The following is a 24,928-nucleotide window of genomic DNA, read 5'->3' as shown; positions in this document are numbered from 1 at the left end:
CCTACATATGACGACAATCGCGTTTCTGGGGCTGGGCAACATGGGCGGCCCGATGGCCGCGAACCTGATCAACGCCGGCTACACCGTCCACGGCTTCGACCCGGTACCCGCGGCCCGGCAGGCCGCGCAGGACAAGGGTGTGCGGCTGTTCGACACCGGCGCCGCCGCGGTGGCCGGTGCCGACGTCGTCATCACCATGCTGCCCAACGGCACACTGGTGAAGAGCTGCTACGACGAGGTGTTGCCGGCCGCGGCCGAGGGCGCACTGTTCATCGACAGCTCCACCATCTCGGTCGACGACGCGCGCGCGGTGCACCAGCAGGCTCTCGACAGCGGCTTTGCCCAACTGGACGCCCCGGTGTCCGGCGGGGTCAAGGGTGCCGTCGCAGGAACACTGGCGTTCATGGTCGGCGGCGAGGCCGACGCCCTCGACCGGGCACGGACCGTGCTGGATCCGATGGCGGCCAAGGTGATTCACTGCGGCACCTCGGGAGCCGGCCAAGCCGCCAAGTTGTGCAACAACATGGTGCTGGCGGTTCAGCAGATCGCGGTGGGCGAGGCTTTCGTCCTGGCCGACAAGCTGGGTCTGTCGGCGCAGTCGCTGTTCGACGTGATCACCGGGGCGACCGGGAACTGCTGGGCTGTGCACACCAATTGTCCTGTCCCGGGACCGGTTCCGACCTCGCCGGCCAACAACGACTTCAAGCCCGGTTTCGCCACCGCGTTGATGAACAAGGATCTGGGGCTGGCGATGGCAGCGGTGTCCTCGACCGGCGCGTCGGCTCCGCTGGGCACCCATGCCGCCGAGATCTACGCGACGTTCGCCGAGGAGCACGCCGACCTGGATTTCAGCGCCGTCATCGAGACGTTGCGCTAAGTCGGCACGGGCGAACGAAAACCGCCGAGCAGACGCAAACTCGCACACCTTCGGGCCGAATTGTGCGAGTTTGCGTCTGCTCGCGCCGAGTCCCGACTCTAGAAGTCGCCGGCGTGGTGGCGCAGCGTCTCGATCGAGGACACCAACGCACGGGCTTGCTGCGGCGCCATCCCGATCTCGGCGAACACCTGCTCGTTGAGCGTGGCGGTGGCGTCCTCCACCGTCGATCGCCCGAGGTCGGTGATCTCGACCAGCGTGGTGCGCCCGTCCGTCGGATGAGGCACCCGCTTGACCAGCCCGTCGGCCTCCAGCCGCCGGATGGCGTGGGTGACGCTGGTGACATGGACCTGCAGGCGGTCGGAGGCCTTGGTGATGGGTAGCGCACCGGTACGGCTGAAGGCCAGCAGCCGCAGTAATTCGAACCGCGAGAAGCTCAGGTCGTAGGGCCGCAGCGCGGTCTCCACCCGGGCCAGCAGAATCTGGTGTGCCCGCATCACCGAGGTCACCGCGACCATGCCCTCGGCGACGTCACCCCAGCCGGCCCGCTCCCAGTTGGCGCGCGCTGCGGCAATCGGATCGGGCTTCTCGGCTGGCATCCGCCAATAGTGCCCTACCCCGGCGGTCTACAGGGACCGCTGTAGCAGCACGTTCCCGGTGTCGGCCGAAACCACCTGCACCGCAGCGATCTCACCGATCGGCATCGAGGTGCTCCCCGACGGCGAGGCGGTAGCACCCTGCAGCGCCATCCAGGTCGCCAGCTGCACCCGGGTGCCGTCGCGCCCAACCGCATACATCGCCAACTCGTCGCCACCGGCTCCCCTGCGGGCACCCGGTTCCTCGCGGTAGGTACACGTCATCTCCACGTGGGTGCCCCACCCCTCGCTGCGGAGCACCACCGTGGCATCGAACTCCGACGGTGTCGCCGCCGGCGTCATGTTGAGCGCGACCGCAGTGCTGCGCGCGTCGTTCGGGCTCATCCCGAGCTGGGCGGGCTTGATGGCCAGGATCATCCCCACGGCCAGGACGGCGGCGGCGGCCACCCCTACCGTCCAGGTGACCCAACGGGCCCTACGGCGGCGGCTGCGGACCTTCAACAGCACCTCGTCGAGGAGTTCGGCGCGGATCGGCGGTGGCTCCAGCCCGCCCTCGTCGATCGACGCGACTTCGTCGGGACCGACCATCGCCAGCAGTGCGGGCATTCCGCTGAGCTCGGACACCCCCGATCGGCACGGCGGGCACACGCTCAGATGTGCCTCGTACTCCCGGCGTTCGCTACTCGACAGCGAGCCCAGCACGTAGGCGGCGTCCCACATCTCATAGGGATCGCGTTCGATCATCTGGTCACCCCCATCTCCTGCAACGTCAGCCTCAGCGTGCGCACCGCATAGTGCAGCCGCGATTTGACCGTCCCCTCGGCGATCTGCAGATCGGCCGCGATCTGGGCGGTGCTCCAGCCCAGGTAGTAGGACCGGCGGATCACGGCGCGATGATCGGCGGACAGCTGGGCCAGCGCGTCGCCAAGTAGCAGCCGGTCCAGCGCGGAGTTGACCTCGTCGGGGCCCGCGCGGTCCGGGGCGCCGGGGGTGTCCAGCGAGTCGGTCTCCTTGCGGAAGCGCGCACTGCGCCGTTCGTCGATGATCATGTTGCGCGCGACGGTGAACATCCAGGCCCGCGCGGAGCGGTCGGCCTCGTCGACTACCTCCGGGTGCTGCCAGGCCCGCAACAGCGTCTCCTGGACCACGTCCTCAGCGCGTACCGGGTCGCCGGTGAGTCGCACCGCGTAGCGCCACAGCGCTGCCGCGTGGTCACGGTAGAGCACCCGCATCAGCGCGGCTTCCGAATCGTCCATCGCCGACCTCCCAGACCAGACACGAGACCGGGCGGCATATGGTTCATCCGTGGAACAGCGAGATCCCGGCGAACTAGGCGGTGAGGATGCGCGGACCGTCGTCGGTCACCGCGACGGTGTGCTCCCAGTGGGCCGCACGGGTGCCGTCGGCGGTGACGACGGTCCATTCGTCGGCCAGCACCCGGGTCTTGGTGGTGCCCAGCGTCAGCATCGGTTCGATCGCCAGCACCGAACCCACAACTAGGTGCGGGCCGCGGCCGGGTTGGCCCTCGTTGGGCAGGAACGGATCCATGTGCATCTGTCGGCCGATCCCGTGCCCGCCGTAGCCTTCGACGATGCCGAACCGGCGGCCGAACGCCTTCTCGGCGGCCCTGGTGCCGTTCTCGATGGCATGCGAGACGTCGGTGAGGCGGTTTCCGGGGATCATCGCCGCGATGCCCGCCTCCATCGACTGCTTGGTGGCCGCCGACAGCGCCTCGTCGATGGCGATCAGCGGGCCGATGCCGAAGGTGATCGCCGCGTCGCCGTGCCAGCCGTCGATGATCGCGCCGCAGTCGATGGACACCAGATCCCCGGAGGCCAGCTTCTCCTCAGCGGTGGGGATGCCGTGCACCACGCGGTCGTTGACCGACGAACAGATGCTCGCGGGGTAGCCGTGGTAGCCCAGGAACGACGGGATTCCGCCGGCTTGGCGGATCACCGTCTCGGCGGCGTCGTCGAGATCCTTGGTGGAGACCCCCGCTACGGCGGCCTCCCGAACGGTTCGCAGCGCAGCCGCCACGACGGCACCCGCAGCTGCCATCGCGTCCAGCTCGCCCGGCGTACGGGCGGGCACAGTTCTACGGTGACGCAGTCCGGGCAGGGAGACCATCGACGATCAGCGACCGAGTGCGTGCAGTGCCCGCGCGAAGACCTCGTCGAGAGAGCCGACGGCGTCGACGGTCTTGAGCTCGCCCTGGTAGTAGTCCAGCAGGGGGGCCGTCTCGTCGCGGTAGACCTTCATCCGGTTGAGGATGACCTCTTCGGTGTCGTCGGCGCGGCCGCGGCCCTTGAGCCGTTCGACGAGTTCGGCCTCGGGAACCCGGAACTCGACCACCGCGTCCAGCGCCAGGTCGCGGCGGGCCAGCATCTGCTTGAGCGCCTCGGCCTGCTCGACCGAGCGCGGAAAGCCGTCGAGGATGAACCCGCCGGTCACGTCGGCATCGTTGAGCCGATCGTCGACCAGGGCGTTGGTCAGAGTGGCCGGAACCAGGTCACCGGCGTCGAGGTACTTCTTGGCTTCCAGCCCCAGCTCGGTGCCGGTGCTGATGTTGTGCCGGAACAGGTCGCCTGTGGAGATCTGCGGGATTCCGAGCTTGTCCGCCAGCTTGACCGCCTGCGTTCCTTTGCCCGCTCCGGGCGGTCCAAGCAAAACGATTCTCACTTCAGGAACCCTTCGTAGTTGCGCTGCATGAGCTGGCTCTCGATTTGTTTGACGGTATCCAAACCGACGCCAATCATGATCAGAACCGCTGTGCCGCCGAACGGCAAGTTCTGGACGCCGCCGCCGTTGCCCATCTGCAGGAACACGTTGGGCAGAACGGCGATCACGCCGAGGTAGATCGAGCCGGGAAGGGTGATCCGGTTCAGCACATAGCGCAGGTAGTCGGCGGTGGGCTTGCCCGGGCGGATCCCCGGAATGAAGCCACCGAACTTCTTCATCTCGTCAGCCCGCTCGTCCGGGTTGAACGTGATCGAGACGTAGAAGTAGGTGAAGAAGATGATCAGGCCGAAGTAGATCCCGACGTAGACCGGATCGGCCGGGTTGGTCAGGTAGTTCGCGACGAAGCGGTCCCACCAGTTGTTGCTCGGGGTCTTGCGGCCACTCTGGATCAGCTGGGTGATCAGGTGCGGGATGTAGATCAGTGACGAGGCGAAGATGACCGGGATGACGCCGGCCTGGTTGACCTTCAGCGGCAGGTAGGTCGACGTTCCGCCGTACATCTTGCGGCCGACCATTCGCTTGGCGTACTGCACCGGGATGCGGCGCTGGCCCTGCTCGACGAAGACCACGCCGACGATGATCACCAGGGCGGCCACACAGACCGCGGCGAAGATCAGGCCGCCGCGGCTGTCCAGGATGGACTTGCCCTCGGCGGGGATGCGGGCGGCGATGCCGGCGAAGATGAGCAGCGACATGCCGTTGCCGACGCCGCGCTCGGTGACCAGCTCACCCATCCACATGACCAGGGCCGCGCCCGCGGTCATGACCAGCACGATGATGATCAGGGCGAAGATGCTCTGGTCTTGAATGATGTCGAGCGTGCAGCCCTGCAGCAGCCCGCCGTTGGCGGCCAGCGCCACGATGCTGGTGGCCTGCAGGATCGCCAGGGCGATCGCCAGATAACGCGTGTACTGCGTCATCTTGGCCTGACCGGCCTGACCTTCCTTGCGCAGCTGTTCGAAGCGCGGAATCACGACCGTCAGCAGCTGCACGATGATGCTCGCGGTGATGTAGGGCATGACGCCCACCGCGAACACCGTCAACTGCAGCAGCGCGCCGCCGGAGAACAGGTTGATCAGCGAGTAGATCTGCGCGCCACTGCCGCCGCTGACCTGCTCGATGCACTGGTGGACGTTCTTGTAGTTGACCCCTGGTGAGGGCAGCGATGCGCCAACCCGGTACAGGATGACGATGCCCAGGGTGAACAGGATCTTTCGCCTCAGGTCGACTGTCCGCAGCGATGAGATGAAAGCCGAGAGCACTCTTCCTCCTGGGCAGCCGGACGACATGTCACGACGTGCCAATGGGGCTGGGCTGGCCAGCGGTTGGGTAATCCTGCCTTGCGGCGATCGCCGCCAGCTTTTAAGCCTGCAACACCGCGCGCTCAAACAGTCTACGAGAGTAACAGTTGGCGCAGGCAGGACCGCACTCCGTGCAGCCGCGCCGCGGCCATGGGCCACCCCGGCCCTGCTCACAGGCGGCTGTCAGTCGGCGGGGCGTACAGTCGCTAGTGGTTATATCAGCTAAGTATTAATTCGTACCAGTGAGGTTTGACGATGACGCGCACCGACAACGACACCTGGGACCTGGCCTCCAGCGTGGGCGCAACCGCAACCCTGGTGGCCGCCGCCCGGGCCGCCGCTTCCAGTGAGGCGCAGCCACTGATCGACGACCCCTACGCCGAACCCCTGGTTCGCGCGGTGGGCGTCGACTTCTTCACCCGGATGGCCGGCGGCGACCTTCCGGCACCCGATTCGCAGACCGCCATGGGTGTGACCCGGATGACCGACAACATGGCGGTGCGGACGAAATTCTTCGACGAGTTCTTCCTGGCAGCCGCCGGGTCAGGCATCCGGCAAGCGGTGATCCTGGCCTCAGGACTGGACTCCCGCGCCTACCGGCTGAACTGGCCCGCCGGCACGACGGTCTTCGAGATCGACCAGCCCGACGTCATCGCATTCAAAACGACCACCCTGGCCGGTCTCGGCGCGGCGCCCACCTGCGACCGGCGGCCCGTGGCGATCGATCTGCGCGACGACTGGGCCGCCGCCCTGCGGGAAGCCGGGTTCGATCCGCAACTACCCACCGCGTGGAGCGCCGAGGGCCTGCTGGGCTACCTGCCCCCCGACGCCCAGGACCGCCTGCTCGATACCGTGACGGCGCTGTCCGCACCCGGCAGCCGGGTGGCGATCGACTGCGCGCCGCCCTCGGACCCGGCCACCGAGCAGGACTCGCGGGAGCAGATGAAGACCGTCTCCGAGCACTGGCGCCAGCAGGGATTCGACCTGGACTTCAGCGAACTGGTGTACCTCGGCGAACGCAACGAGGCCGGTGCCTATCTGAGCGGGCACGGCTGGCTGGTCCAGAGCACGTCGGTCAATGACCTCCTCGCGGTATCCGGGCGCGACGCCTTCGGCGAGGATGAGCCAATGGGAAAGTTGACCTACATCGACGCCACCCTGGGCGGTCTCCGGTGACCCGCAGCGACGGCGACTCCTGGGACCTGGCCACCAGCGTCGGCACCACGGCCACCATGGTGGCGGCCGCCCGCGCGGTGGCCAGCAGCGAAGAGAACGCCCTCATCGACGACCCGTTCGCGGCGCCACTGGTCCGCGCCGTCGGCATCGACCTGTTCACCAAGATGGTCGACGGCGACATCGACCTGGCCGCCGTCGACACCGAGGGCACCGCAAGGGTGATGACCGACGTGATGGCGGTGCGGACCCGCTTCTTCGACGACTTCTTCCTCGAGGCGACCGGAGCCGGGGTGCGACAGATCGTCATTCTGGCCTCCGGCCTGGACTCCCGCTCGTACCGACTGGACTGGCCGGCGGGCACCGTGGTCTACGAGATCGACCAGGCGAAGGTCATCGATTTCAAAACCGAGACGTTGGCCGCCCTCGGCGCCTCCCCCACCGCCGAGCTGCGCACCGTGAGCGTCGACCTGCGCGAGGACTGGCCGGCCGCCCTGCGGGACAACGGTTTCGACGACACGAAACCGACAGCCTGGAGCGCCGAGGGACTGCTGGCGTACCTGCCGCCCGACGCCCAGGACCGGTTGTTCGACAACATCACCGCGCTGTCCGCGCCGGGCAGCCGCCTGGCCACCGAGTACCACCGCGACGGCGGCGCCGGCCTGGCCGACCGTTCCACGGCGATCAGTAACCGCTGGCGCGAACTCGGCCTGGACCTCAACATGGCCGATCTGTTCTACACCGGCGAGCGCAACTCCGTCGTCGACTATCTCGAAGAGCGCGGCTGGCAGGTCAGTGTCCGCACCCGCCCGGAGTTGTTCGCGAGCCACGGGCGCGAGTTTCCCGCCGGAGATCTGAGCGCGTCGCTTCGTAATTCGTTGTCCGTCACTGCAATCCGAAAGTAGCCTGCGATGTCCCGCACCGATGACGACTCCTGGGACCTTCGATCCAGCGTCGGGGCCACCGCGACGATGGTGGCCGCCGCGCGGGCGATGGCGACCAAGGATCCGCGCCACCTGATCGACGACCCGTTCGCCGAACCGCTGGTGCGTGCGGTGGGTCTGGACTTCTTCGTCAAGATGATCGACGACGAGCTCGATACCTCACCGTTCGGTGACGCCACGCCCGAGCGGGTTCAGACGATGATCGCCGGAATGGCCATGCGCACCAAGTTCTTCGACGAGTACTTCCTGGCAGCAGTAGGCACCGGCATCCGGCAGGCGGTGATCCTGGCCGCCGGATTGGATTCGCGCGCCTACCGACTGCCTTGGCCCACCGACTCGGTGGTCTATGAGATCGACCAACCACAGGTGATCAAGTTCAAGGCCGGGGTGCTGGCCGACCTCGGCGCAGAGCCGATCGCGGAGTTGCGCAGCGTCAGCATCGACCTGCGGGAGGACTGGCCCACCGCACTGCGCGCCGCCGGCTTCGACGCCTCGGCCCCCACCGCCTGGCTGGCCGAGGGGTTGCTGATCTATCTACCGCCCGAGGCCCAGGACAAGCTGTTCGACACCATCACCGCACTGTCCGCGCCGGGCAGCGCGATCGCCACCGAATACGTCCCAGGCATCATGGATTTCGACGTCGAGAAGGCCAGTGAGATGGCCGCCAACATGCGCCAGCAGGGGTTCGACCTCGACATGCCGTCGCTGGTCTACCCCGGCCCACGCAGCCACGTCATGGACTACCTGCGCGCCAAGAGCTGGGATGTGACCGGCGTACCGGGCGGCGAGCTGTTCGAGCGCAACGGATTACAACCACCCGAGCGTGACGGCTATGACCCGCTCGGCGAGATCGTCTACGTCAGCGCCACCCTGAGCTAGCCTGCCGCACCGGGGCGGCACGCGCGGACGCGTCAGAACCGGCTGTTACCGATCCACAGCACGCTGCTTCCCGCCAGCGTCCGCTCGCCGTGTTCGACGACTCCTCTGATCGTCTGGCCGAGTAACACCGCCGCGGCCTCGGGCAGCGACGCCGCAGCCGGCTGGGAAGATGACTTGGGACGCAGGAAGTCTCGCAGCGACGAGCCGGGCAGTCCGGTCACCTCGACCTCGGCGTCGGGCTCGAGGCCGGCCAGTACCTTCGCTCGGCGCACCGCGTCGCGCAGCCCACCGAGTTCGTCGACCAGACCATGCTCGGCGGCGTCAGACCCGGTCCATACCCGTCCGCGGGCCACCGCGTCGACCGCCTCGACCGACATGCCGCGAGCTTCGGCCACCCGCGCCACGAAGTCGGTGTAGAACAGATCGGCCTCGGCCTCCACCAGAGCGTGCTGCTCGTCGGTGAACGGCGCGTTGGTCGACCACGCGTCGGCATTGTCGTTGGTGCGCACCGAATCCGAGGTGACGCCGAGGCGCTCCTTGAGACCTCGCGCGATCAGCTTGCCGGTCAGTACCCCGATGGAGCCGGTAATGGTGCCCGGGTTGGCGACGATGGTGTCGGCGTCCATCGAGATGTAGTAGCCGCCGGAGGCGGCCACCGCACCCATCGAGGCGACCACCGGTTTGCCCTTGGCTCGCACCCGGGCCACCTCCCGCCAGATCGTCTCCGATCCGGTCACCGATCCACCCGGGCTGTCGACCCGCAACACCACCGCTGAGACGTTGTCGTCGGCGCCGGCCTGCCGCAGCGCGGCCGCGATGGTGTCCGCGCCCGCACTGGGCCGACCCAGCGGTGTGAGGTGCGGACCGCCGCGGCCGCTGACGATCGCACCGGCGACGGTCACGACGGCGATCGTCGGCTTCTTGCGACCCGGGAGCGGCGGTATCGGCGGAGTGTTCCTGCGGGCCTGGGCATAGCGGGACAGGAACAGCCGGGGCGGGCCGTCGTCGGAGTCGGCGTCCCCGGTATCCGGTGAAATCCCTTCCACTGCAGCCAGTTCGGCGACTCGGCTGTAAGCCTCGTCGCGAAAGCCGATGCGGTCGACCAGGTGGCCGGTGACGGCGTCGTCGCGCAGCAGCGGCGCCCGGTTAGCCAGCTCGTCCACGGCGGTGACATCGATGCCGCGGGAATCGGCAATGGCCTGCCAGACCTGGGCATGCAGGCTTTCGATCAGCCGGGAGTCGGCTTCCTTGTGCGCGTCGGTGTAGTGGTCCTGAGTGAAGACGTTGACCGCCGACTTGTACTCGCCGCGGGTGACGAACTGGGCCTCGATACCTGCCTTGTCGAGGGCGTCACGCAGGAACAGGGCGTTGGTGGCGAAGCCGATCAGTCCGACCGTCCCCGACGGCTGCAGCCACACCTCGGTGAACGCCGAGGCGAGGTAGTAGGCCAGCGTGCCCGGATAGGTCTCGGCCCACGCCACCGACGGCTTACGCGCCGTGAACGCGGCGATGGCTTCCCGCAGTTCCTGGACCGGACCGGCCGGCGCCGCCGAAAGCTGCACCCGCGCAATCAAACCCGCCACCCGGTCGTCCTCGGCTGCGCGGTGGATCGCGGCGACCGCATCGGCAAGCAGCAGAGGCCGGCCAGCGCCGGTGACGAAGGCCAGCGGATCGAAGCCACCGGTCTCGGCCGGGATCGTCTGCAGGTCGAGCTCGAGGATCACACCGCTGGGCACGCCGTGATGGCGTGCGGTGTCGACCTTACGGGCCAGCGCACGGAGGTCGTCGAATCCGGGCACGCCCGTCAGAAGAGAGAACATCCCTCGAGCCTACCGATGACCACGAACTGGTCATTTTCGCTTCCGCGGCCCGGTTCGCATCTTGGCTAGGGTTGAGGCGATGGACATCCTCATCTCCGGTGCCAGTATTGCCGGACCCACGGTGGCGTACTGGCTCGCCAAAGCCGGACACCGCGTCACCGTCATCGAACGCGCCGACTCGCTGCGCACCGCCGGCCAGAACATCGATGTCCGGGGCTCGGGACGGGAAGTGTTGCGGCGCATGAATCTCGAGGCGGCGGTGGCCGCACAGACGACAGGAGAGGTGGGCCTGCGCTTCGTCGATGAGGACAGCATCCTGGCCGAATTCCCGGCCGGCCGGGGCGACAGTGCCGGTGCCACCGCGGAGATCGAGATCCTCAGGGGTGCACTTGCCCGCACGCTCGTCGACGCGGGTGTGGGCGAGGTTTCCTACGTGTACGGCGACCAGATCGAGCGGATCGAGCAGGACGCCGACAGCGTTGCGGCGACCACGGCCGGGGGCCGCACCTACAGCGGTGACCTGCTCATCGTCGCCGAGGGAGCGCGGTCGCGAACCCGGAGCCTGGTGTTCGACGACGTCGTCCTGCGTGAGTTAGGGCTCTACACCGCCTTCGGCACCATCCCCCGCGACCGGACCGATGACAGCTGGTGGACCTGGTACAACGCGGTCGGCGGCCGGGCGATCACCGTGCGACCCGACAACGTCGGCACCACCCGGGTCGCGCTGTCGTTCCTGTCCGAGAATGCCGGGCTGCAGGATCTCGACGGCGCCGGGCAACGCAGAGCGGTCGCCGCCGCATTCGCCGACGTCGGCTGGAAGGCGCCCCGGATCGTCGCCGCACTCGCCGGCAGCGACGAGTTCTACTTGGACTACCTGACCCAGGTGCTGGCTCCGCGGTGGGCGCGAGGCCGGGTGATCCTCTGCGGTGACGCCGCATGGTGCGCCACCCCGGTATCCGGCGTCGGCACCACGTTGGCCCTTACCGGCGCCTACATTCTGGCCGGCGAAATCGCCTGCGCCGCTTCGCCTGCGGCCGCGGTGGCCGGATACGAACGGCGGATGCGACCGCTGGTCGACCGGGCCCAGAAGCTGCCACCCGGCACCCCGCGACTGGCCCATCCCCGCAGTCGAGCGGGGCTCGCGCTGACTCGCCGGGTGCTGCGGCTGGCGGGGTCCCGACCGGCACGGGCTCTCGCCGAGCGGTTCACGGCGCCCGCGACTCGAGCCGACGAACTGCCCCATTACCCGGTATCGGCATCCTGACCAAGCAAAAAGCTCCCGCACGCCAGGCGTGCGGGAGCTTTTGTGAGCGTTAGCGGATCAGAGCTCGGTGGCCGAGCCGCCCGCTGCGGTGATGGCCTCACGGGCACTGCCGCTGAACTTGTGCGCGGTCACGTCGATCTTGGCGGTGAGCTTGCCGTCGCCGAGGACCTTCACGAGCACGTTCTTGCGAACCAGGCCCTTGGCCACCAGCTCGTCGACACCTACGGTGCCGCCTTCGGGGAACACCCGGCTGAGGTCGCCGAGGTTCACCACGCCGTACTCGGTGCGGAACCGGTTGCGGAAGCCCTTGAGCTTGGGCAGCCGCATATGGATCGGCATCTGGCCGCCTTCGAAGGTCACCGGCACGTTCTTGCGCGCCTTGGTTCCCTTGGTACCGCGACCGGCGGTCTTGCCCTTGGAGGCCTCACCGCGGCCGACACGGGTCTTCTTGGTCTTGGACCCCTTGGCCGGCTTCAGGTCGTGCAGCTTGATGACACTCATTTGACTTCCTCAACCTCGACGAGGTGGTGGACAACCCTGATCAGCCCGCGGGTCTGCGGGGTGTCCTCACGGACCACCGACTGCCGGATCTTCTTCAGGCCCAACGACCGCAGGCTCTCACGCTGGTTCCAGCGCGTGCCGACGGTGCCGCGCACCTGGGTGATCTTCAGTTCTGCCATGGTTATGCGCTTCCCTCACGCGCTGCCGCAGCGGCCAGCGCTTCGCTTTCGCGACGTGCGCGCAGCATGCCCGCCGGCGCGACGTCTTCGATGGGCAGACCGCGCCGGGCGGCCACCTCTTCGGGACGCTGCAGCAGCTTGAGCGCGGCAACGGTGGCGTGCACCACGTTGATCGCGTTGTCGCTGCCCAGCGACTTGGCCAGCACGTCATGCACGCCGGCGCATTCCAGCACCGCACGCACCGCGCCACCGGCGATGACGCCGGTACCCGGGCTGGCCGGACGCAGCATCACGACACCGGCCGCGGCTTCGCCCTGGACGGGATGGGTAACGGTGCCGCCGATCAGCGGGACGCGGAAGAAGTTCTTGCGAGCTTCCTCGACGCCCTTGGCGATCGCCGCGGGCACCTCTTTGGCCTTGCCGTAGCCAACGCCGACCAGGCCGTGGCCGTCGCCGACGATGACCAGCGCGGTGAAGCTGAACCGGCGACCACCCTTGACCACCTTGGACACGCGGTTGATGGTGACCACGCGCTCGATGTAGTTGCTCTTCTCACCGCCGTCGCGTCCACCGCGTCCACCGCGGTCACCACGGTCGTCGCGGCGGCCGCGGCCACCGCGGTCGTCGCGCCCACCGCGCTGCTCGTCGGTGCGGGTGCCGGCGCTGGGACCGCCGGTGTTCGAGACCGGGGCCTCAGAAGTCTGGTCCGCCATTATGCGGTCCTTCCGTTGTACGTCTTCATCAGAATTTGAGTCCGCTCTCGCGGGCGGCGTCGGCGAGAGCGGCGATGCGGCCGCCGTAGGTGTTGCCACCACGGTCGAACACGACGGCCTCGATGCCTGCGGCCTTGGCGCGCTCGGCGATCAGCTGGCCGACGCGGACGCTGTGGGCCTTCTTGTCGCCCTCGACGGCGCGGACGTCGGCCTCGATGGACGACGCAGCGGCCAGCGTGGTGCCGGTGCCGTCGTCGACCACCTGCACGTGGATGTGCCGCGAGGAGCGGTTGACCACGAGGCGCGGCCGTTCGGCGGTGCCGACGACCTTCTTGCGCAGCCGTGAGTGCCGGCGCAGCCGGGACACCCGGCGGGCCGCCGAAGCGCTGGTGCCGACCGGCTTGTGCTCGGTGGCGGTCTGTGCTTGAGCCATGACTTACTTACCTGTCTTTCCGACCTTGCGGCGGATCTGCTCACCCTCGTAGCGCACGCCCTTGCCCTTGTACGGGTCCGGGCGACGCAGCCGACGGATGTTCGCGGAGATCTGACCGACCTTCTGCTTGTCGATACCCGAGACCGAGAACTTGGTGGGGGTTTCCACCGCGAAGGTGATGCCCTCAGGAGCCTCGATGACCACCGGGTGGCTGTATCCGAGCGCGAACTCCAGGTTGCTGCCCTTGAGCTGCACGCGGTAGCCGACGCCGAAGATCTCCATCTTGGTGACGTATCCCTCGGTCACTCCGGTCACCAGGTTGGCGACCAGCGTGCGGGACAGACCGTGGAGCGAACGGCTACGACGTTCGTCGTCGGGCCGGGCCACCACGATGGCACCCGCGTCATCGCGCGACACCGTGATCGGCTCGGCGACCTCCAGAGCGAGCGTGCCCTTGGGGCCCTTGACCGACAGGTTCTGCCCATCGATCGTGACATCGACACCGGAGGGAACCGGCACCGGCTGCTTTCCAATACGCGACATAGTCCTACTTCTCCTATCCCGCTACCAGACGTACGCGAGGACTTCGCCGCCCACGCCCTGACGGGCTGCCTGGCGGTCGGTGAGCAGGCCTGAGGACGTGGAGATGATCGCCACGCCCAGGCCACCGAGCACGCGCGGCAGACTGGTGGATTTCGCATAGACCCGCAGGCCGGGCTTGGACACCCGGCGCAGACCGGCGAGGCTTCGCTCGCGGTTGGGGCCGTACTTGAGCTGAACGACCAGCGCCTTGCCGACCCGGGCATCCTCGGTGCGGAAGTCGGTGATGTAACCCTCGCGCTTGAGGATCTCGGCGATGTTCGCCTTGATCTTCGAGTGCGGCAAGGTCACCTCGTCGTGATACGCCGAATTGGCGTTGCGCAGACGTGTCAAGAAGTCTGCGATCGGGTCCGTCATAGTCATGACTGGGCCTGTCTACCTTCCTCGCAGCGGTTCCCGTACGGGCCTGCTGCGCACCTGTTCTTCAAAATGGGTCTGGGGGTCTTTACCAGCTGGACTTCTGCACACCGGGCAGTTCGCCGGCGTGCGCCATCTCGCGCAGGCAGATCCGGCACAGGCCGAACTTGCGATACACGGCGTGCGGGCGGCCGCACCTGTTGCAGCGGGTGTAGCCCCGCACGGCGAACTTCGGCTTCTTGTTGGCCTTATTGACCAGAGCCTTCTTTGCCATCTGCTCAGTTCTCCTTGAACGGGAAGCCCAGCGCCCGCAGCAGCGCCCGACCTTCGTCGTCGTTCGTCGCCGACGTGACGACGGTGATGTCCATGCCGCGGGGGCGATCGATGGAGTCCACGTCGATCTCGTGGAACACCGACTGCTCGGCAAGCCCGAAGGTGTAGTTGCCGTGGCCGTCGAACTGCTTGGGCGACAGGCCGCGGAAGTCGCGGATACGCGGCAGGGCGATCGACACCAGGCGGTCGAGGAACTCCCACATCCGGTCGCCGCGCAGGGTCACCCGAGCGCCGATCGGCATACCCTCGCGCAGCTTGAACTGGGCGATGGACTTGCGGGCCTTGCGGATCTCCGGCTTCTGACCGGTGATCAGCGCCAGGTCGTTGACCGCACCGTTGATCAGCTTGGCGTCGCGGGCGGCGTCACCGACACCCATGTTGACGACGACCTTGACCACGCCGGGGATCTGCATCACGTTGGCGTAGTTGAACTCGTTGTTGAGCGCGTCCTTGATTTCCTCGCGGTAGCGCGCCTTCAGCCGGGGCTGAACTTTCTCCACAGTTGTCATCGTCAGATGTCCTTGCCGTTGCGCTTGGAAACTCGAACGCGCTTGCCGGTCTCCTCGTTGAGGCGGTAGCCGACGCGGGCCGGCTTGCCGTCGGAGTCGACGACCATCACGTTGGAGACGTGGATGGACGCCTCCTGAGTGACGATGCCGCCCGAGGACGCGCCACGCTCGTTGGCCGACTGCGCGGTGTGCTTCTTGATCCGGTTGACGCCTTCGACCAGCACCCGGTTACGCGTCGGGAAGGCCTGCAGCACCTTGCCTTTGGCGCCCTTGTCCTTGCCGGAGATAACCAGCACGGTGTCGCCCTTTTTGACCTTCATTTACAACACCTCCGGGGCCAGCGAGACGATCTTCATGAACTTCTTCTCGCGCAGCTCGCGCCCGACCGGGCCGAAGATGCGGGTGCCACGCGGGTCGTTGTCGGCCTTGATGATGACGGCGGCGTTCTCGTCGAACTTGATGTAGCTGCCGTCTGCGCGACGACGCTCCTTGACGGTGCGCACGACGACGGCCTTCACGACGTCACCACGCTTGACGTTCCCGCCGGGGATGGCGTCCTTGACGGTCGCCACGATGACATCGCCGATGCCGGCGTAGCGCCGCGACGAGCCACCCAACACGCGGATGCACAAGATCTCCTTGGCGCCCGTGTTGTCGGCGACCTTGAGTCGCGATTCCTGCTGAATCACTAGATCTCCTTGGATCTGGTAACTGTGTGCACGGCAAAACCCATCTGGACAGGCCACAAGGAACTTGACGTGCGCGGTCTTTGTCACCGAAGGGGCACGCAGGGCCGACCTGAATCGCGAGAAAATCGAATCCGGCCAGCCGAGGTCTGCCCTAGGCAACCCCTAAATACTAGGTGACGGGCCGCGTAGCTCCAAATCAGCGCAGTTCACGACGTCAGGCTCGGCGTCAGGCGAGGTGAAGGACCCGTCCAGGCTGTCGTTATCGCGAACATAGGCGACTCAAAGTCAAGTGGTGAGTGGAGATGTCGACAGCTACAGGCTCGGCGTCAGGCGGCGCTGACCACGCAGCGGAAACCGATGTGCGTGGTGGAAGTGTCCTGCGACTGCGGCGAGCGCGCGGCCGGCCGGTAGCGGTGGCAGTACTCCGGCGCGCACAGATGTGAGCCGCCCTTGAGGGCCTGGCTGACGCTCGGATCCGGGTCCGCCGGCGGCGGGCAACAGGCGTTCTGCTGCGCCGCCCCTTGGTGATGTGGGGAATACCTGGTGGTGGTCCACTCCCAGACGTTGCCGATCATGTCGAGCAGGCCGAACCCGTTGGCCGGGAAGCTGCCCACCGGGGAGGTCCCCGTCCAGCCCAGCGCCCCGTCGTTGCGGTACGGGAACCGGCCCTGCCAGGTGTTGGCCATCAGGGCGCCGTCGACGGTCGGCTGCTCCCCCCAGGCATAGGTGGTGTCGCTGCCGGCACGCGCCGCGTACTCCCACTCGGCTTCGGTCGGCAGCCGTCGGCCGGCCCACGCCGCGTACGCCGCCGCGTCGGGATAGGCCACCTGGACCACCGGGTGGCTCTCCTTGCCTGCGATGTCGCTGCCGGCCCCGAACGGCTGACGCCAGTGGGCGCCGGGCGCCCAGTCCCACCACTGCCGCCAGTCCTGCAGGTTCACCGGGCCGGCCGTGGGCCGGAACACCAGCGCACCGGGCAGCAGGTCGGCTTCGGCCACCCCGGGGTACAGCGCCGGGTCCAGTGGCCGCTCGGCGACGGTGAGGTAGCCGGTGTCGGCGACGAACTCGGCGAAGGCGGCGTTGGTCACCGGGTGCCGTTCGATCGCGAACGGCGCGACGGTCGCGGTATGGATCGGCGCCTCTTCGGGGTAGAAGCTGACCGAGCCCATGCGAAACGATCCGCCGGGCAATTCGACAAGCTCGGTGCGCACCATGTCAGGGTATGACGATGCCGAAGTCACCGGTCAGCTCGTCAGCTGCGGCATCGAAACCTGGTGCGCCCGAGGGTGCTTCGACATGGATGGCGACCAGGTAGTTCTTCGAGTTGGTCCAGATGTGCGCGATCCGGTCCTGGTACTGAATCGACTCGTCGGGGTCGTCGGCCCAGGTGCCCATCAGCTTCTGCCCGCTGAAGCCGCACAGGTCGGCCGGCAGCAGGCTCAGCGTGCTGATCGGGTACTTGGCCATCAGGTCGTCGGAGTACCTGCCGAACGCGGCGGCGGGGTCCAGCGGGGTGGCGGTGATCCTGATCTCGGCTTGCATCTCGTCCGGGCCGGCCAGCCGGGCTCCGACCTCGCCGGCACCGGGGCTCGCGGTCCACCCGTCGGGGACGGCGACGGTGATCGTGGGGGCGGCCGGATCGGCCACCGCCGCCACCGTGGTCGGTCCGGCCGGCGTCTGAGGGCAGACCGTCGCATTCGGCGCAACCGGGACCCGAGTGGTCTCCACCACCCCGGGTTCCGAGGACTCCGGGGTGTCGGTTGCCGTCGCGGAGCCCGGCGTCGTCGTGGTGGTCGTGGCCGACACCGAGACCGACGACTCGCCGCGGACTGCGCTTCCCGCGCTGTCGCGGTCGCAGCCGGCAACAAACGGGACGGCCAGCATCACCACCGCCGAGGCGGCCCACACCAGCCGAGTCACCCGTCCAGTATGACGCGGGGGTCAGTCCCGGGCGAAAGCCGCGGCGAGTTGACGCTCGGCGTCGATGTAGGCGCTTCCGGAGACATCGACGACGACACGGTGGATGGAGCCACCGCGGAACTCGAACGGCGCCCGGTAGGCCGTCGACACCGGCTGGCCCAGATTGCGGCCCACGCTGACCCCACCGCCGGCCAACCCGAATGTGAAGGGATGCGCCTTCACACCCGGCAGCGTCGCCACCGCGGCACCGTCGACGTAGAGGGTGGCGTCCCCGACGGGCGTGTGGGTGCCCTCCACCCCGGTGCGCGAATAGCCGACACCGAGGATGTGGTGGCCCAGCGGCACCGGGTCGGGTGCCATCACCCGCTGCTCCTCCTCGCCGAAGAAGTTGTAGACGAACTGCAACCTCCCGTCGGCGACGAACAGCACGTAGCCGCCGTGGCCGGCGCCTTGTTTGAGGATCACGCCTTCCACATCGGGGCCATCGACGGTCACGTCGGCCAGGACCGAGAAGGAGCGACCCCCGATCATCACGCAGGCGCCCATCGCCACCGGGGCGGTGTGCGGGTAATAGATGTAGCTCGACCGGTCGCCGGCGAGGCCGGGCCGCCAGCGCCCGACCATCTCGAAGACGTTGAGGTCGGACAGGGGCAGTCCGTTGTACTTGTGCGCCTCGGCGAACCACATCGCCTTGAGCTCCTCGAGCTTCTCCGGATGCTCGGCGGCCAGGTCGCGGCACTGACTGCGGTCGGACTCGATGTGGTAGAGCTCCCAGCTGTCATCGGCGAAGTGCGACCACCCCGACGGTGCAGCGGGGTGCACGGTGTTGGCGAACCAGCCGTCGTGCCAGATACCCCGGGTGCCCAGCATCGTGTAGAACTGGGTGTCCTTGCCGGTGTTGGCGTTCGGATCCTCAAGGGCGGCTTTGAAACTCACTCCGTCAAGCGGCTTCTGGGCGATACCTCGAACGGTCTGCGGCGGTTCGATTCCCAACAGCTCGTAGATGGTCGGGGTGATGTCGGCGACGTTGACGTAGTTGTCCCGCACCTCACCGTGGGCCTTGATTCCGTTGGGCCAGGACACTATTGCGGTGTCTGCAATGCCACCTTCATGGGAGGCGTAGCGCTTGTAGAGCTTGTAGGGCGTGTTAAACGCCATCGCCCACCCGATCGGGTAGTGATTGTAGGTTGCGGGAGAACCCAATTCGTCGAAGAACCGCAGGCTCTCCTCGGCGGTGTCGATGAAGCCGTTGAAGAATTTGGCTTCGTTGACCGATCCGTTGGGGCCGCCTTCGCCGCTGGCGCCGTTGTCGGAGATCACCACGATGATGGTGTTGTCCAGCTGCCCAGACTCCTCGAGGTAGTCCAGTACCCGGCCGATCTGGGCGTCGGTGTAGGACAGGAAGCCCGCGAACACCTCTGCCATCCTGGCGAACAGCCGCTTCTCGTCGTCGGACAACGAATCCCACGGCCGCACCGTGTCCTGCAGCGGCCACGGTTCGCCGTTGGGTCCGGTGACGTCGGCGTACGGGTTGACCCCGGACAGTTCGGTGTCGGGCGGGACGATGCCGAGCTTCTTCTGGTTCGCCAGCACGATGTCGCGGTAGTCCTCGTAGCCCATGTCGAACCGGCCGGCGTATTTGTCGGCCCATTCCTTGAAGACGTGGTGCGGGGCGTGACCGGCACCAGGGCACAGATAGGTGAACCACGGCTTGTCCGGGGCAACCATCGTGGAGTCGCGAATGAACTCGATGGTCTTGTCCGCGAGATCTTTCGACAGGTGGTAGCCCTCCTCCGGTGTCGCGGGCGCCTCCACCGGATGGTTGTCGTAGACCAGTTCGGGATACCACTGGTCGGTCTCGCCGCCCAGGAATCCGTAGAACCGTTCGAACCCGCGCGACAGCGGCCAATGCCGCCGTGTCGCAGCCAGATTGGACTCCTCGATGGGGGTCAGGTGCCACTTGCCGACGCAGTAGGTGTTCCAGCCCCGCTCGGCCAGCACTTCGGAGATCAGCGCGGTCTCGTCGGGGATGCGCCCGTTGTTACCCGGGAAGCCCTCGGTGAACTCTTCGACCATCGCCATGCCCACGGTGGTGGGGTTGCGTCCGGTCAGCAGCGCGGCCCGAGTCGGCGAGCAGAGCGCGGAGGTGTGGAACTGCGAGAAACGGACACCATGCTCGGCGATCCGCGACATCGCGGGCATGTCGACCAATCCGCCGAAGCAGTCCCAGGTGGCGATGCCGACGTCGTCCCACACTACGTACAGGACGTTGGGTGCGTTCTCTGGCGCCTTCGGCGCGGCATACGGCCCCCAGTCCGGTTCGGAGTCGCGAATGTCGAGTTCGACCTTGCCGTTGAATTCCGCTGCCATCAGCTGCCCCTATCGTCGAGGCGAGACTACCTGTGCTGGGTAGGAATCACCTGTGGAAATTCGGCCGTGTCCTCAGGCTTCGGGGACCGGTTCGTTGACCCGGTAGAGTCGCCAGTTCGGTTGGCCGACGCCGTCATTGGGGATCTCCAGCTCGAGTGTGGCCACATCCGCGCCAGTGTCGTAGAGCGTCGGGTACCTCTGGTTGAGGGCATCGGACACCCCGCGGCCCGTCGGCGGCACCGCAAGGAGGTACTTGATGCCGTTGCCGGACGGATTGTTGAGCAGCCGGACGAAGTCCGGGTCCGACGGCACGACGAACGTTCGCGGGTGCCGCGATGCGGCGACGACCGCGAAGCCGTAGACGGTGTCGGTGATGACCGAACTGTGCGGGAGGTCGAGGTCGTCGAGGTAGGCGGCGATCGTCCGTTCGGTCGAGAAGGTGCTGGCGATGCGATGTTCGACGGCCTTTTGCGGACTGGTGCTGTCGGGTGCTGGGTTGATCACCGCCCCCAGCGCGTACTCCTGGGGCGCGTACTGCGGCAGGCTCATCCCCCAGGCGGCCGCCGGCACGCTGACCGCGAGAGCCAGTGCCACCGCCGCGTATCCGGCGCGAGTGCGAGTCGAGCGCACGGGCGAGGGCGCCGGCGCGTGGCGGCCGCGCCGTTTCGGTGTCACGAAGGCGCCGTCGGGAACGGCCAGCATTGCCAGGCAGGCCGCGAACGGAATCGCGATGATGTAGAAGCGCAGAAACGGGAATGTCGAGCCGGCCGCGAAAGTGAACGCCTGGAAGGACAGCGCCGCACCGTAGATGGCGAGCGGCGGAATCAGCATGGTCCAGTTCGGCCGTCGCCAGCGGATGAGTCCGGCCCACACCCCGATCGGGATCAGGGTGGGCGCCAGCAGCAGAGTGCAGGTGGCGGCGAACAGCATGCCGCTGGCCGGGCCGGCCTGCTCGGCGCCGGACTGTCGAAGGATCGCCGAATTGCCGTACTGCGAGGTGAATTGGGCGAATGCCTCACCGGTGATCAGCCAGCTCGCGGCCGCCCAGCCGATGAACGCGATGAATCCCGGAGCGCTGACCAGCATGAGGTCCAGTAGGGCGCGGCGCTTTCGCGGGGGACGTCGCGCCCGCAGGTAGGTGGTGGTGCCGACGACGAAGCCGGCGGCCGCCACGCACGCGACGGCGTCATAGCGGGTCAGGTAGGCAAGGCCCATCGCGATGCCACCGGCGACGACCAGGTGGTGCACGTCGTCGTCGACCATCCACAGGATCAGTCGGCGCACCGCCCAGGAGATGAAGAAGATGAACGGCGCCTCGCTCATGCCGTTGGAACCGTAGAAGATGATCATCGGGTTGAGGCCGAACAAAGCTGCGATCGTCAACGCGTACCAGCGCGGCAGGCCGCGGTCGGTGCCCATCGACAGGATCTGCACCACCGCCCCGGCCATGAAGGCCGCGGACATGATCGATCCGGCGAAGGCCCGCGCCGCCAGGTCCGGGAAGATCGGGCTCGCCGCGATCACCGGGATCTGCACCATCGCGGTCAACGGGGTGAAGATGAAGCCGATGGCAGCCAAATGCGGTGAGCGGCTGAACAATACGCTTTGGGCTGCCGATACCCTCGACAGTGCGTCACCGAGGATGAAGCCGTTCTTCACCTGCAGCCAGTAGCCCACCGCCGCGTACAGCACGAACGTCGCGGCCCATGCCAGGATCTTGAGGCGTCGATCGGTGAGTGCACTCATGAGACCGCGGACTCGGCGTCCGGCTTCTGGGACAGACCGTGGAACGTCTTCTCCCAGTACGAGGGATTGCGGATCAGCTGATAGGTGCCCTTGGCCGCGGCGACGCTCATCATCACGAAGAACGCCGGGACCGTCAGCCCGGCTACCAGCAGATCCGCGCGATCATCCTCACGCAGCGCGATCAGGTTCATGTAGAGCGTGGCCCCATTGCCCAGGATCAGGGCCGCCAGCGCGGGAAAGTAGATGTACCAGGGGAAGACCGCCTCGACGACGGCCGGCTGCCCCAGGAACCACAGCGCCGTGATGAACCAGAACAGCAGGTTGAGCACCGCGATGATCGGGGTGCCCGCCATCACCAGGTTGAACCGGATGAAACTTCGTATACCGATGGTGCGCAACAACTGCCGAGGCCGCCGGATGTGGACCAGCCAGGTTTGCAGATAACCCTTGTACCACCGCGAGCGCTGCCGGACCCAGTTGATCGGGTCGCTGTTGGCCTCCTCCAGCGTCACCGAGTCCAGCACAGCCGTTTGATAACCGGAGGCGGCGATCCGCAGCCCGAGGTCGGCGTCCTCGGTGACGTTGAACGGATCCCACGCACCGATGCGGTCGAGCACGTCACGACGGAGGTGGTTGGACGTGCCACCGAGCGGGATCGGGGAATTGCTGCGCATCATGCCGGGCAGCAGATAGCCGAACCACAGGCCGTACTCGGCGGTGAACCATCCGGTCAGCAGATTCTGGTGCCCGTTGTGGTAGGCCAGTTTCGCCTGCACACATGCGGTGTTGTCGGGCAGTTCCCGGAACGCCGCCGCCACCCGGCGAAGCTGCAGCGGCTCGGGGAGGTCTTCGGCGTCGTAGATGGTGACGATCTCACCGGAGGCGAATTCCAGCCCGTAGTTGCAGGCCTTGGGTTTGGTCCTGGGCTCGGCCGGCGGTACGAGCACGATGGTGATCGTCTCGGAGTCGGCGCAGCTTTCGGCGGCCCTGATGGTGACATCGTCATCAGCTTCGAGCAGCAGCAGCACCTGCAACTTGTCCGCCGGATATTCCATGGCCGCCATGGCGCCGAGCAGGTCGGCCACCACCTCCGGTTCGTTGTAGGCCGGAACCAGAATCGTGTAGGCGGGCAGCTGGTCGTCGGGGATGGCGCGGGCCTTCTCGTCGGAGATCACCAGGGCAGCAGAGGCCAGGCCCTGTTTGAAGATGAGCACCCGGTCGAGCATCGTGAACACATAACCGAAGGTGCACAGCCCGATCAGCGCGACCGCGGTCTGCATCGGCACCCAGATCGCGAAGCCGACGGTCACCACCAACAGCGCCCACAGCACCGCGCGCTGCCAGCCCATCACCGGATTGGAGGCCGAGCGCATCGGATCGTCTTCGCGCAGACCCTCGACCGCGCGATGCAGCGCCCGCTGCTTCTCCTCCTCGGTCGCGTCGTCGTGATTGCGCACCGCGCGCCCGCTCATCCCAGGCTCTCCGAGCTCTTGAGTTGGGCATCCACCAGACCCCGGCCGAACTGGGTGAGCATCTCGGCGTCCTTGAACTCCGGATCCTTGTTGGTCGTGACGGAGTTACCGCGGAACAGCACGGTGAACAGCGTGCCCAACGTGGGCAGCAGTGCGCCGTTGGGTTCCGGGAACGGCGCTTCGGCCTCGTGGTTGTCCACCGAGCCGATCAGAACCCGCTGCGCCGAGTCCTTGTTGCGCCACTCGAATACCACGGTGTTCCAGGTCACCAGAAGCTGGTCGTCGATGATGCTGTACATGAAGCCGGTGACTCCGTGGCCGAGATCCACCCGGCGCGGCTCACTCAACCGGCTGGAGGCGACGTCGTAGAGCACCACGGACGGATAGACGTTCAAGGAGAACGGCCGCCAGGTGTTGGTGGAGTCCACGATGACGGTGCGTGGGCGGGCGAACTTGTCCCACTTGGGATTTCCCGTATCGGCAACCATTTCCTGGCGGAGCAGCGTGGAGTCGCGGCCGAAGAGCCGGCGGACCCAGTTGAACTCGATCTGCTCAGTGGTGTGCCAGCCGACCGGCGCGTCCAGCGGGCGCCCGAACGTCATCCAGGAAACCTGGGTCGCCGGCGGGTTGGTACTACCGGGCAGCGACACCAGCGACAAGGCGACCGCGACGGCCAGCACCAACACCAGACCGGACCAGACCTCCTTGGCGGCAAGGGGTTCCATCCGGCGGTCCAGGACGCGCTTGGGGGCACCACGACGCGCGCGGAAGTACAGGGCCAACCCGACCAGGGCGATCGCAGTGACCGACGGAATCATCTGGAACGCGAACACCGGTCCGTTGGGCCGTACGACGGCCATGCCCATCAGAACGATCAGGCCCACACCCCAGGAACCCACCGCGCCGACCACGGCCCGGCTTCTGGTGCGGCCGACGGCGATCGCGGTGGCACTGGCGGCGATGATCAGCACCGCCCCGCCGGCAGCCACCCGGCTGCCGCCGAGGAGGATGACCACGATCTGGTAGGGCAGCGGAAAAACGGCCAACAGCAGTGCCCACACCCATGCGAATCGGGTCACCGGCCGCAGTCCGAACAACACCACGCTGGAACTGACCACGAAGAACCACATGGCCAGCAGGTCGAGCCGCAGCAGGTGGAAATAGCTCGCATACCGTTGCAGCAGAACGCCGTGCACCATCAGGGCCACGCCCATGCCGATGATGCCGACGATGATGTCGGTCTGACGGTCGTGGATCGGCAGTTCGGTGCGCTCCCGGCGCGCTACCCCGATGGCGGCCATGATGGCGGCCATCGGCACCACCCAGACGTAGCCGTTGAGACTGCCCGCCCGGCTGGACTCGAGCAGCGATTCCAGGGACTCGTGGAACGCGAACACGGTCAGCACCGCGATGAAAGCCCACCGGAACACCAGCCGATAGATCGGCCGCAGTCCATGCAGCCACGGCGTGGGCGGTTCGGCCACGTGCGCCGGTGTCGCTGCCGTCGCCGTCATCG

The 24,928-nt window shown here is 67.2% G+C and carries 28 protein-coding genes; 5 read left to right on the top strand and 23 right to left on the bottom strand.

Annotated elements, in window-relative coordinates; all coding sequences use genetic code 11:
- Positions 1-7: 7 nt before the first annotated feature.
- The gene (gene mmsB / locus OG976_RS18400; RefSeq protein ID WP_328351726.1) at positions 8-877 is read left to right on the top strand and encodes a 3-hydroxyisobutyrate dehydrogenase; all 870 of its coding nucleotides are present in this window, start codon (positions 8-10) and stop codon (positions 875-877) included.
- Between the two features lie 98 nt (positions 878-975).
- Here mmsB and OG976_RS18395 read toward each other — a convergent pair whose 3' ends face one another.
- The 6 genes from OG976_RS18395 to secY form a co-directional block, all read right to left on the bottom strand.
- On the bottom strand, positions 976-1,473 hold the full coding sequence (locus OG976_RS18395) for a MarR family winged helix-turn-helix transcriptional regulator (RefSeq protein WP_328351723.1): 498 nt from the start codon (positions 1,471-1,473) through the stop codon (positions 976-978).
- A 27-nt stretch (positions 1,474-1,500) separates the two neighbouring features.
- Positions 1,501-2,214 carry an anti-sigma factor family protein gene (locus tag OG976_RS18390; protein WP_328351719.1) on the bottom strand — a complete coding sequence of 238 codons (714 nt, stop codon included), beginning with the start codon at positions 2,212-2,214 and terminating at the stop codon, positions 1,501-1,503.
- On the bottom strand, positions 2,211-2,726 hold the full coding sequence (locus OG976_RS18385; protein WP_328351716.1) for a sigma-70 family RNA polymerase sigma factor: 516 nt from the start codon (positions 2,724-2,726) through the stop codon (positions 2,211-2,213). Before OG976_RS18385 ends, OG976_RS18390 begins: the two co-directional genes overlap by 4 nt.
- 73 nt (positions 2,727-2,799) lie before the next feature.
- Positions 2,800-3,597, bottom strand: coding sequence for a type I methionyl aminopeptidase (gene map / locus OG976_RS18380; RefSeq protein WP_328351713.1), 798 nt, complete (start codon positions 3,595-3,597; stop codon positions 2,800-2,802).
- Positions 3,598-3,603: 6 nt separating this feature from the next.
- The gene (locus tag OG976_RS18375; RefSeq protein ID WP_328351710.1) at positions 3,604-4,149 is read right to left on the bottom strand and encodes an adenylate kinase; all 546 of its coding nucleotides are present in this window, start codon (positions 4,147-4,149) and stop codon (positions 3,604-3,606) included.
- Positions 4,146-5,471 (bottom strand): preprotein translocase subunit SecY, encoded by a 1,326-nt coding sequence (secY, locus tag OG976_RS18370; protein WP_328351707.1) that lies wholly within the window; start codon positions 5,469-5,471, stop codon positions 4,146-4,148. The genes OG976_RS18375 and secY overlap by 4 nt, the downstream gene beginning before the upstream one ends.
- A 288-nt stretch (positions 5,472-5,759) precedes the next feature.
- Between secY and OG976_RS18365 the strand changes: the two genes are divergently transcribed.
- Genes OG976_RS18365 through OG976_RS18355 form a run of 3 tightly spaced genes read left to right on the top strand, consistent with a single transcriptional unit; the run spans position 5,760 to position 8,506 of the window.
- Positions 5,760-6,686 (top strand): class I SAM-dependent methyltransferase, encoded by a 927-nt coding sequence (locus tag OG976_RS18365; protein WP_328351704.1) that lies wholly within the window; start codon positions 5,760-5,762, stop codon positions 6,684-6,686.
- A complete protein-coding gene (locus OG976_RS18360; protein WP_328351702.1) occupies positions 6,683-7,588 on the top strand; it encodes a class I SAM-dependent methyltransferase in 906 nt (301 codons plus the stop codon). The genes OG976_RS18365 and OG976_RS18360 overlap by 4 nt, the downstream gene beginning before the upstream one ends.
- Positions 7,589-7,594: 6 nt before the next feature.
- Positions 7,595-8,506, top strand: a complete 912-nt coding sequence (locus OG976_RS18355) for a class I SAM-dependent methyltransferase (protein WP_328351700.1) — start codon at positions 7,595-7,597, stop codon at positions 8,504-8,506.
- 32 nt (positions 8,507-8,538) lie between these two features.
- On the opposite strand, the gene sppA is transcribed toward OG976_RS18355, so the two are convergent.
- Complete coding sequence (sppA, locus tag OG976_RS18350; protein WP_328351698.1) at positions 8,539-10,326, bottom strand: signal peptide peptidase SppA; 1,788 nt, start codon at positions 10,324-10,326, stop codon at positions 8,539-8,541.
- Between the two features lie 79 nt (positions 10,327-10,405).
- Here sppA and OG976_RS18345 point away from each other — a divergent pair, with 79 nt between their 5' ends.
- Positions 10,406-11,590, top strand: coding sequence for an FAD-dependent monooxygenase (locus OG976_RS18345; RefSeq protein ID WP_328351696.1), 1,185 nt, complete (start codon positions 10,406-10,408; stop codon positions 11,588-11,590).
- Between the two features lie 57 nt (positions 11,591-11,647).
- Here OG976_RS18345 and rplO read toward each other — a convergent pair whose 3' ends face one another.
- The 16 genes from rplO to OG976_RS18265 form a co-directional block, all read right to left on the bottom strand.
- Complete coding sequence (rplO, locus tag OG976_RS18340; protein WP_328351693.1) at positions 11,648-12,091, bottom strand: 50S ribosomal protein L15; 444 nt, start codon at positions 12,089-12,091, stop codon at positions 11,648-11,650.
- The gene (gene rpmD, locus OG976_RS18335) at positions 12,088-12,270 is read right to left on the bottom strand and encodes a 50S ribosomal protein L30 (RefSeq protein ID WP_328351690.1); all 183 of its coding nucleotides are present in this window, start codon (positions 12,268-12,270) and stop codon (positions 12,088-12,090) included. The genes rplO and rpmD overlap by 4 nt, the downstream gene beginning before the upstream one ends.
- Positions 12,271-12,272: 2 nt before the next feature.
- Complete coding sequence (rpsE, locus tag OG976_RS18330) at positions 12,273-12,986, bottom strand: 30S ribosomal protein S5 (RefSeq protein WP_442930545.1); 714 nt, start codon at positions 12,984-12,986, stop codon at positions 12,273-12,275.
- A 25-nt stretch (positions 12,987-13,011) separates the two neighbouring features.
- On the bottom strand, positions 13,012-13,416 hold the full coding sequence (gene rplR / locus OG976_RS18325; protein WP_328351685.1) for a 50S ribosomal protein L18: 405 nt from the start codon (positions 13,414-13,416) through the stop codon (positions 13,012-13,014).
- A 3-nt stretch (positions 13,417-13,419) separates the two neighbouring features.
- Positions 13,420-13,959, bottom strand: a complete 540-nt coding sequence (gene rplF, locus OG976_RS18320; RefSeq protein WP_328351683.1) for a 50S ribosomal protein L6 — start codon at positions 13,957-13,959, stop codon at positions 13,420-13,422.
- Positions 13,960-13,980: 21 nt separating this feature from the next.
- Positions 13,981-14,379 (bottom strand): 30S ribosomal protein S8, encoded by a 399-nt coding sequence (gene rpsH, locus OG976_RS18315; protein ID WP_328351680.1) that lies wholly within the window; start codon positions 14,377-14,379, stop codon positions 13,981-13,983.
- Between the two features lie 82 nt (positions 14,380-14,461).
- Positions 14,462-14,647, bottom strand: coding sequence for a type Z 30S ribosomal protein S14 (locus OG976_RS18310; RefSeq protein WP_083736047.1), 186 nt, complete (start codon positions 14,645-14,647; stop codon positions 14,462-14,464).
- Between the two features lie 4 nt (positions 14,648-14,651).
- Positions 14,652-15,215 (bottom strand): 50S ribosomal protein L5, encoded by a 564-nt coding sequence (gene rplE, locus OG976_RS18305; protein WP_328351672.1) that lies wholly within the window; start codon positions 15,213-15,215, stop codon positions 14,652-14,654.
- A 2-nt stretch (positions 15,216-15,217) separates the two neighbouring features.
- A complete protein-coding gene (gene rplX / locus OG976_RS18300; protein ID WP_167105947.1) occupies positions 15,218-15,535 on the bottom strand; it encodes a 50S ribosomal protein L24 in 318 nt (105 codons plus the stop codon).
- Positions 15,536-15,904, bottom strand: coding sequence for a 50S ribosomal protein L14 (gene rplN / locus OG976_RS18295; protein ID WP_024440402.1), 369 nt, complete (start codon positions 15,902-15,904; stop codon positions 15,536-15,538). It abuts the gene before it with no gap.
- A gap of 326 nt (positions 15,905-16,230) precedes the next feature.
- A complete protein-coding gene (locus OG976_RS18290; protein WP_328351664.1) occupies positions 16,231-17,115 on the bottom strand; it encodes a formylglycine-generating enzyme family protein in 885 nt (294 codons plus the stop codon).
- Positions 17,116-17,119: 4 nt separating this feature from the next.
- Entirely contained in the window at positions 17,120-17,824 is a 705-nt protein-coding gene (locus OG976_RS18285) for a hypothetical protein (protein WP_328351661.1), read from the bottom strand.
- 21 nt (positions 17,825-17,845) lie between these two features.
- Positions 17,846-20,194 carry an arylsulfatase gene (locus tag OG976_RS18280; RefSeq protein WP_328351658.1) on the bottom strand — a complete coding sequence of 783 codons (2,349 nt, stop codon included), beginning with the start codon at positions 20,192-20,194 and terminating at the stop codon, positions 17,846-17,848.
- A gap of 72 nt (positions 20,195-20,266) precedes the next feature.
- Positions 20,267-21,940, bottom strand: coding sequence for an ABC transporter (locus OG976_RS18275; protein WP_328351655.1), 1,674 nt, complete (start codon positions 21,938-21,940; stop codon positions 20,267-20,269).
- A complete protein-coding gene (locus OG976_RS18270) occupies positions 21,937-23,412 on the bottom strand; it encodes a glycosyltransferase (protein WP_328351652.1) in 1,476 nt (491 codons plus the stop codon). Before OG976_RS18270 ends, OG976_RS18275 begins: the two co-directional genes overlap by 4 nt.
- The gene (locus OG976_RS18265) at positions 23,409-24,926 is read right to left on the bottom strand and encodes a hypothetical protein (RefSeq protein ID WP_328351649.1); all 1,518 of its coding nucleotides are present in this window, start codon (positions 24,924-24,926) and stop codon (positions 23,409-23,411) included. The genes OG976_RS18270 and OG976_RS18265 overlap by 4 nt, the downstream gene beginning before the upstream one ends.
- Between the last annotated feature and the right edge of the window lie 2 nt (positions 24,927-24,928).

This window comes from Mycobacterium sp. NBC_00419 (genome assembly GCF_036023875.1).
In the GTDB taxonomy this organism is placed as follows: Bacteria; Actinomycetota; Actinomycetes; order Mycobacteriales; family Mycobacteriaceae; genus Mycobacterium.
This window is presented reverse-complemented; position numbering and strand designations above follow the sequence as displayed.

Bases quoted from the DNA above. Each gene is read 5' to 3' on its own strand.
- OG976_RS18395 (WP_328351723.1), bottom strand. From the start codon at position 1,473: ATGCCAGCCGAGAAGCCCGATCCGATTGCCGCAGCGCGCGCCAACTGG.
- OG976_RS18355 (WP_328351700.1), top strand. From the start codon at position 7,595: ATGTCCCGCACCGATGACGACTCCTGGGACCTTCGATCCAGCGTCGGG.
- rplE (WP_328351672.1), bottom strand. From the start codon at position 15,215: ATGACAACTGTGGAGAAAGTTCAGCCCCGGCTGAAGGCGCGCTACCGC.
- mmsB (WP_328351726.1), top strand. From the start codon at position 8: ATGACGACAATCGCGTTTCTGGGGCTGGGCAACATGGGCGGCCCGATG.
- map (WP_328351713.1), bottom strand. From the start codon at position 3,597: ATGGTCTCCCTGCCCGGACTGCGTCACCGTAGAACTGTGCCCGCCCGT.
- OG976_RS18345 (WP_328351696.1), top strand. From the start codon at position 10,406: ATGGACATCCTCATCTCCGGTGCCAGTATTGCCGGACCCACGGTGGCG.
- rplO (WP_328351693.1), bottom strand. From the start codon at position 12,091: ATGAGTGTCATCAAGCTGCACGACCTGAAGCCGGCCAAGGGGTCCAAG.
- OG976_RS18280 (WP_328351658.1), bottom strand. From the start codon at position 20,194: ATGGCAGCGGAATTCAACGGCAAGGTCGAACTCGACATTCGCGACTCC.
- OG976_RS18270 (WP_328351652.1), bottom strand. From the start codon at position 23,412: ATGAGCGGGCGCGCGGTGCGCAATCACGACGACGCGACCGAGGAGGAG.
- OG976_RS18275 (WP_328351655.1), bottom strand. From the start codon at position 21,940: ATGAGTGCACTCACCGATCGACGCCTCAAGATCCTGGCATGGGCCGCG.
- OG976_RS18265 (WP_328351649.1), bottom strand. From the start codon at position 24,926: ATGACGGCGACGGCAGCGACACCGGCGCACGTGGCCGAACCGCCCACG.
- rpsH (WP_328351680.1), bottom strand. From the start codon at position 14,379: ATGACTATGACGGACCCGATCGCAGACTTCTTGACACGTCTGCGCAAC.
- rpmD (WP_328351690.1), bottom strand. From the start codon at position 12,270: ATGGCAGAACTGAAGATCACCCAGGTGCGCGGCACCGTCGGCACGCGC.
- rplF (WP_328351683.1), bottom strand. From the start codon at position 13,959: ATGTCGCGTATTGGAAAGCAGCCGGTGCCGGTTCCCTCCGGTGTCGAT.
- OG976_RS18390 (WP_328351719.1), bottom strand. From the start codon at position 2,214: ATGATCGAACGCGATCCCTATGAGATGTGGGACGCCGCCTACGTGCTG.
- OG976_RS18385 (WP_328351716.1), bottom strand. From the start codon at position 2,726: ATGGACGATTCGGAAGCCGCGCTGATGCGGGTGCTCTACCGTGACCAC.
- rplR (WP_328351685.1), bottom strand. From the start codon at position 13,416: ATGGCTCAAGCACAGACCGCCACCGAGCACAAGCCGGTCGGCACCAGC.
- rplX (WP_167105947.1), bottom strand. From the start codon at position 15,535: ATGAAGGTCAAAAAGGGCGACACCGTGCTGGTTATCTCCGGCAAGGAC.
- sppA (WP_328351698.1), bottom strand. From the start codon at position 10,326: ATGTTCTCTCTTCTGACGGGCGTGCCCGGATTCGACGACCTCCGTGCG.
- OG976_RS18310 (WP_083736047.1), bottom strand. From the start codon at position 14,647: ATGGCAAAGAAGGCTCTGGTCAATAAGGCCAACAAGAAGCCGAAGTTC.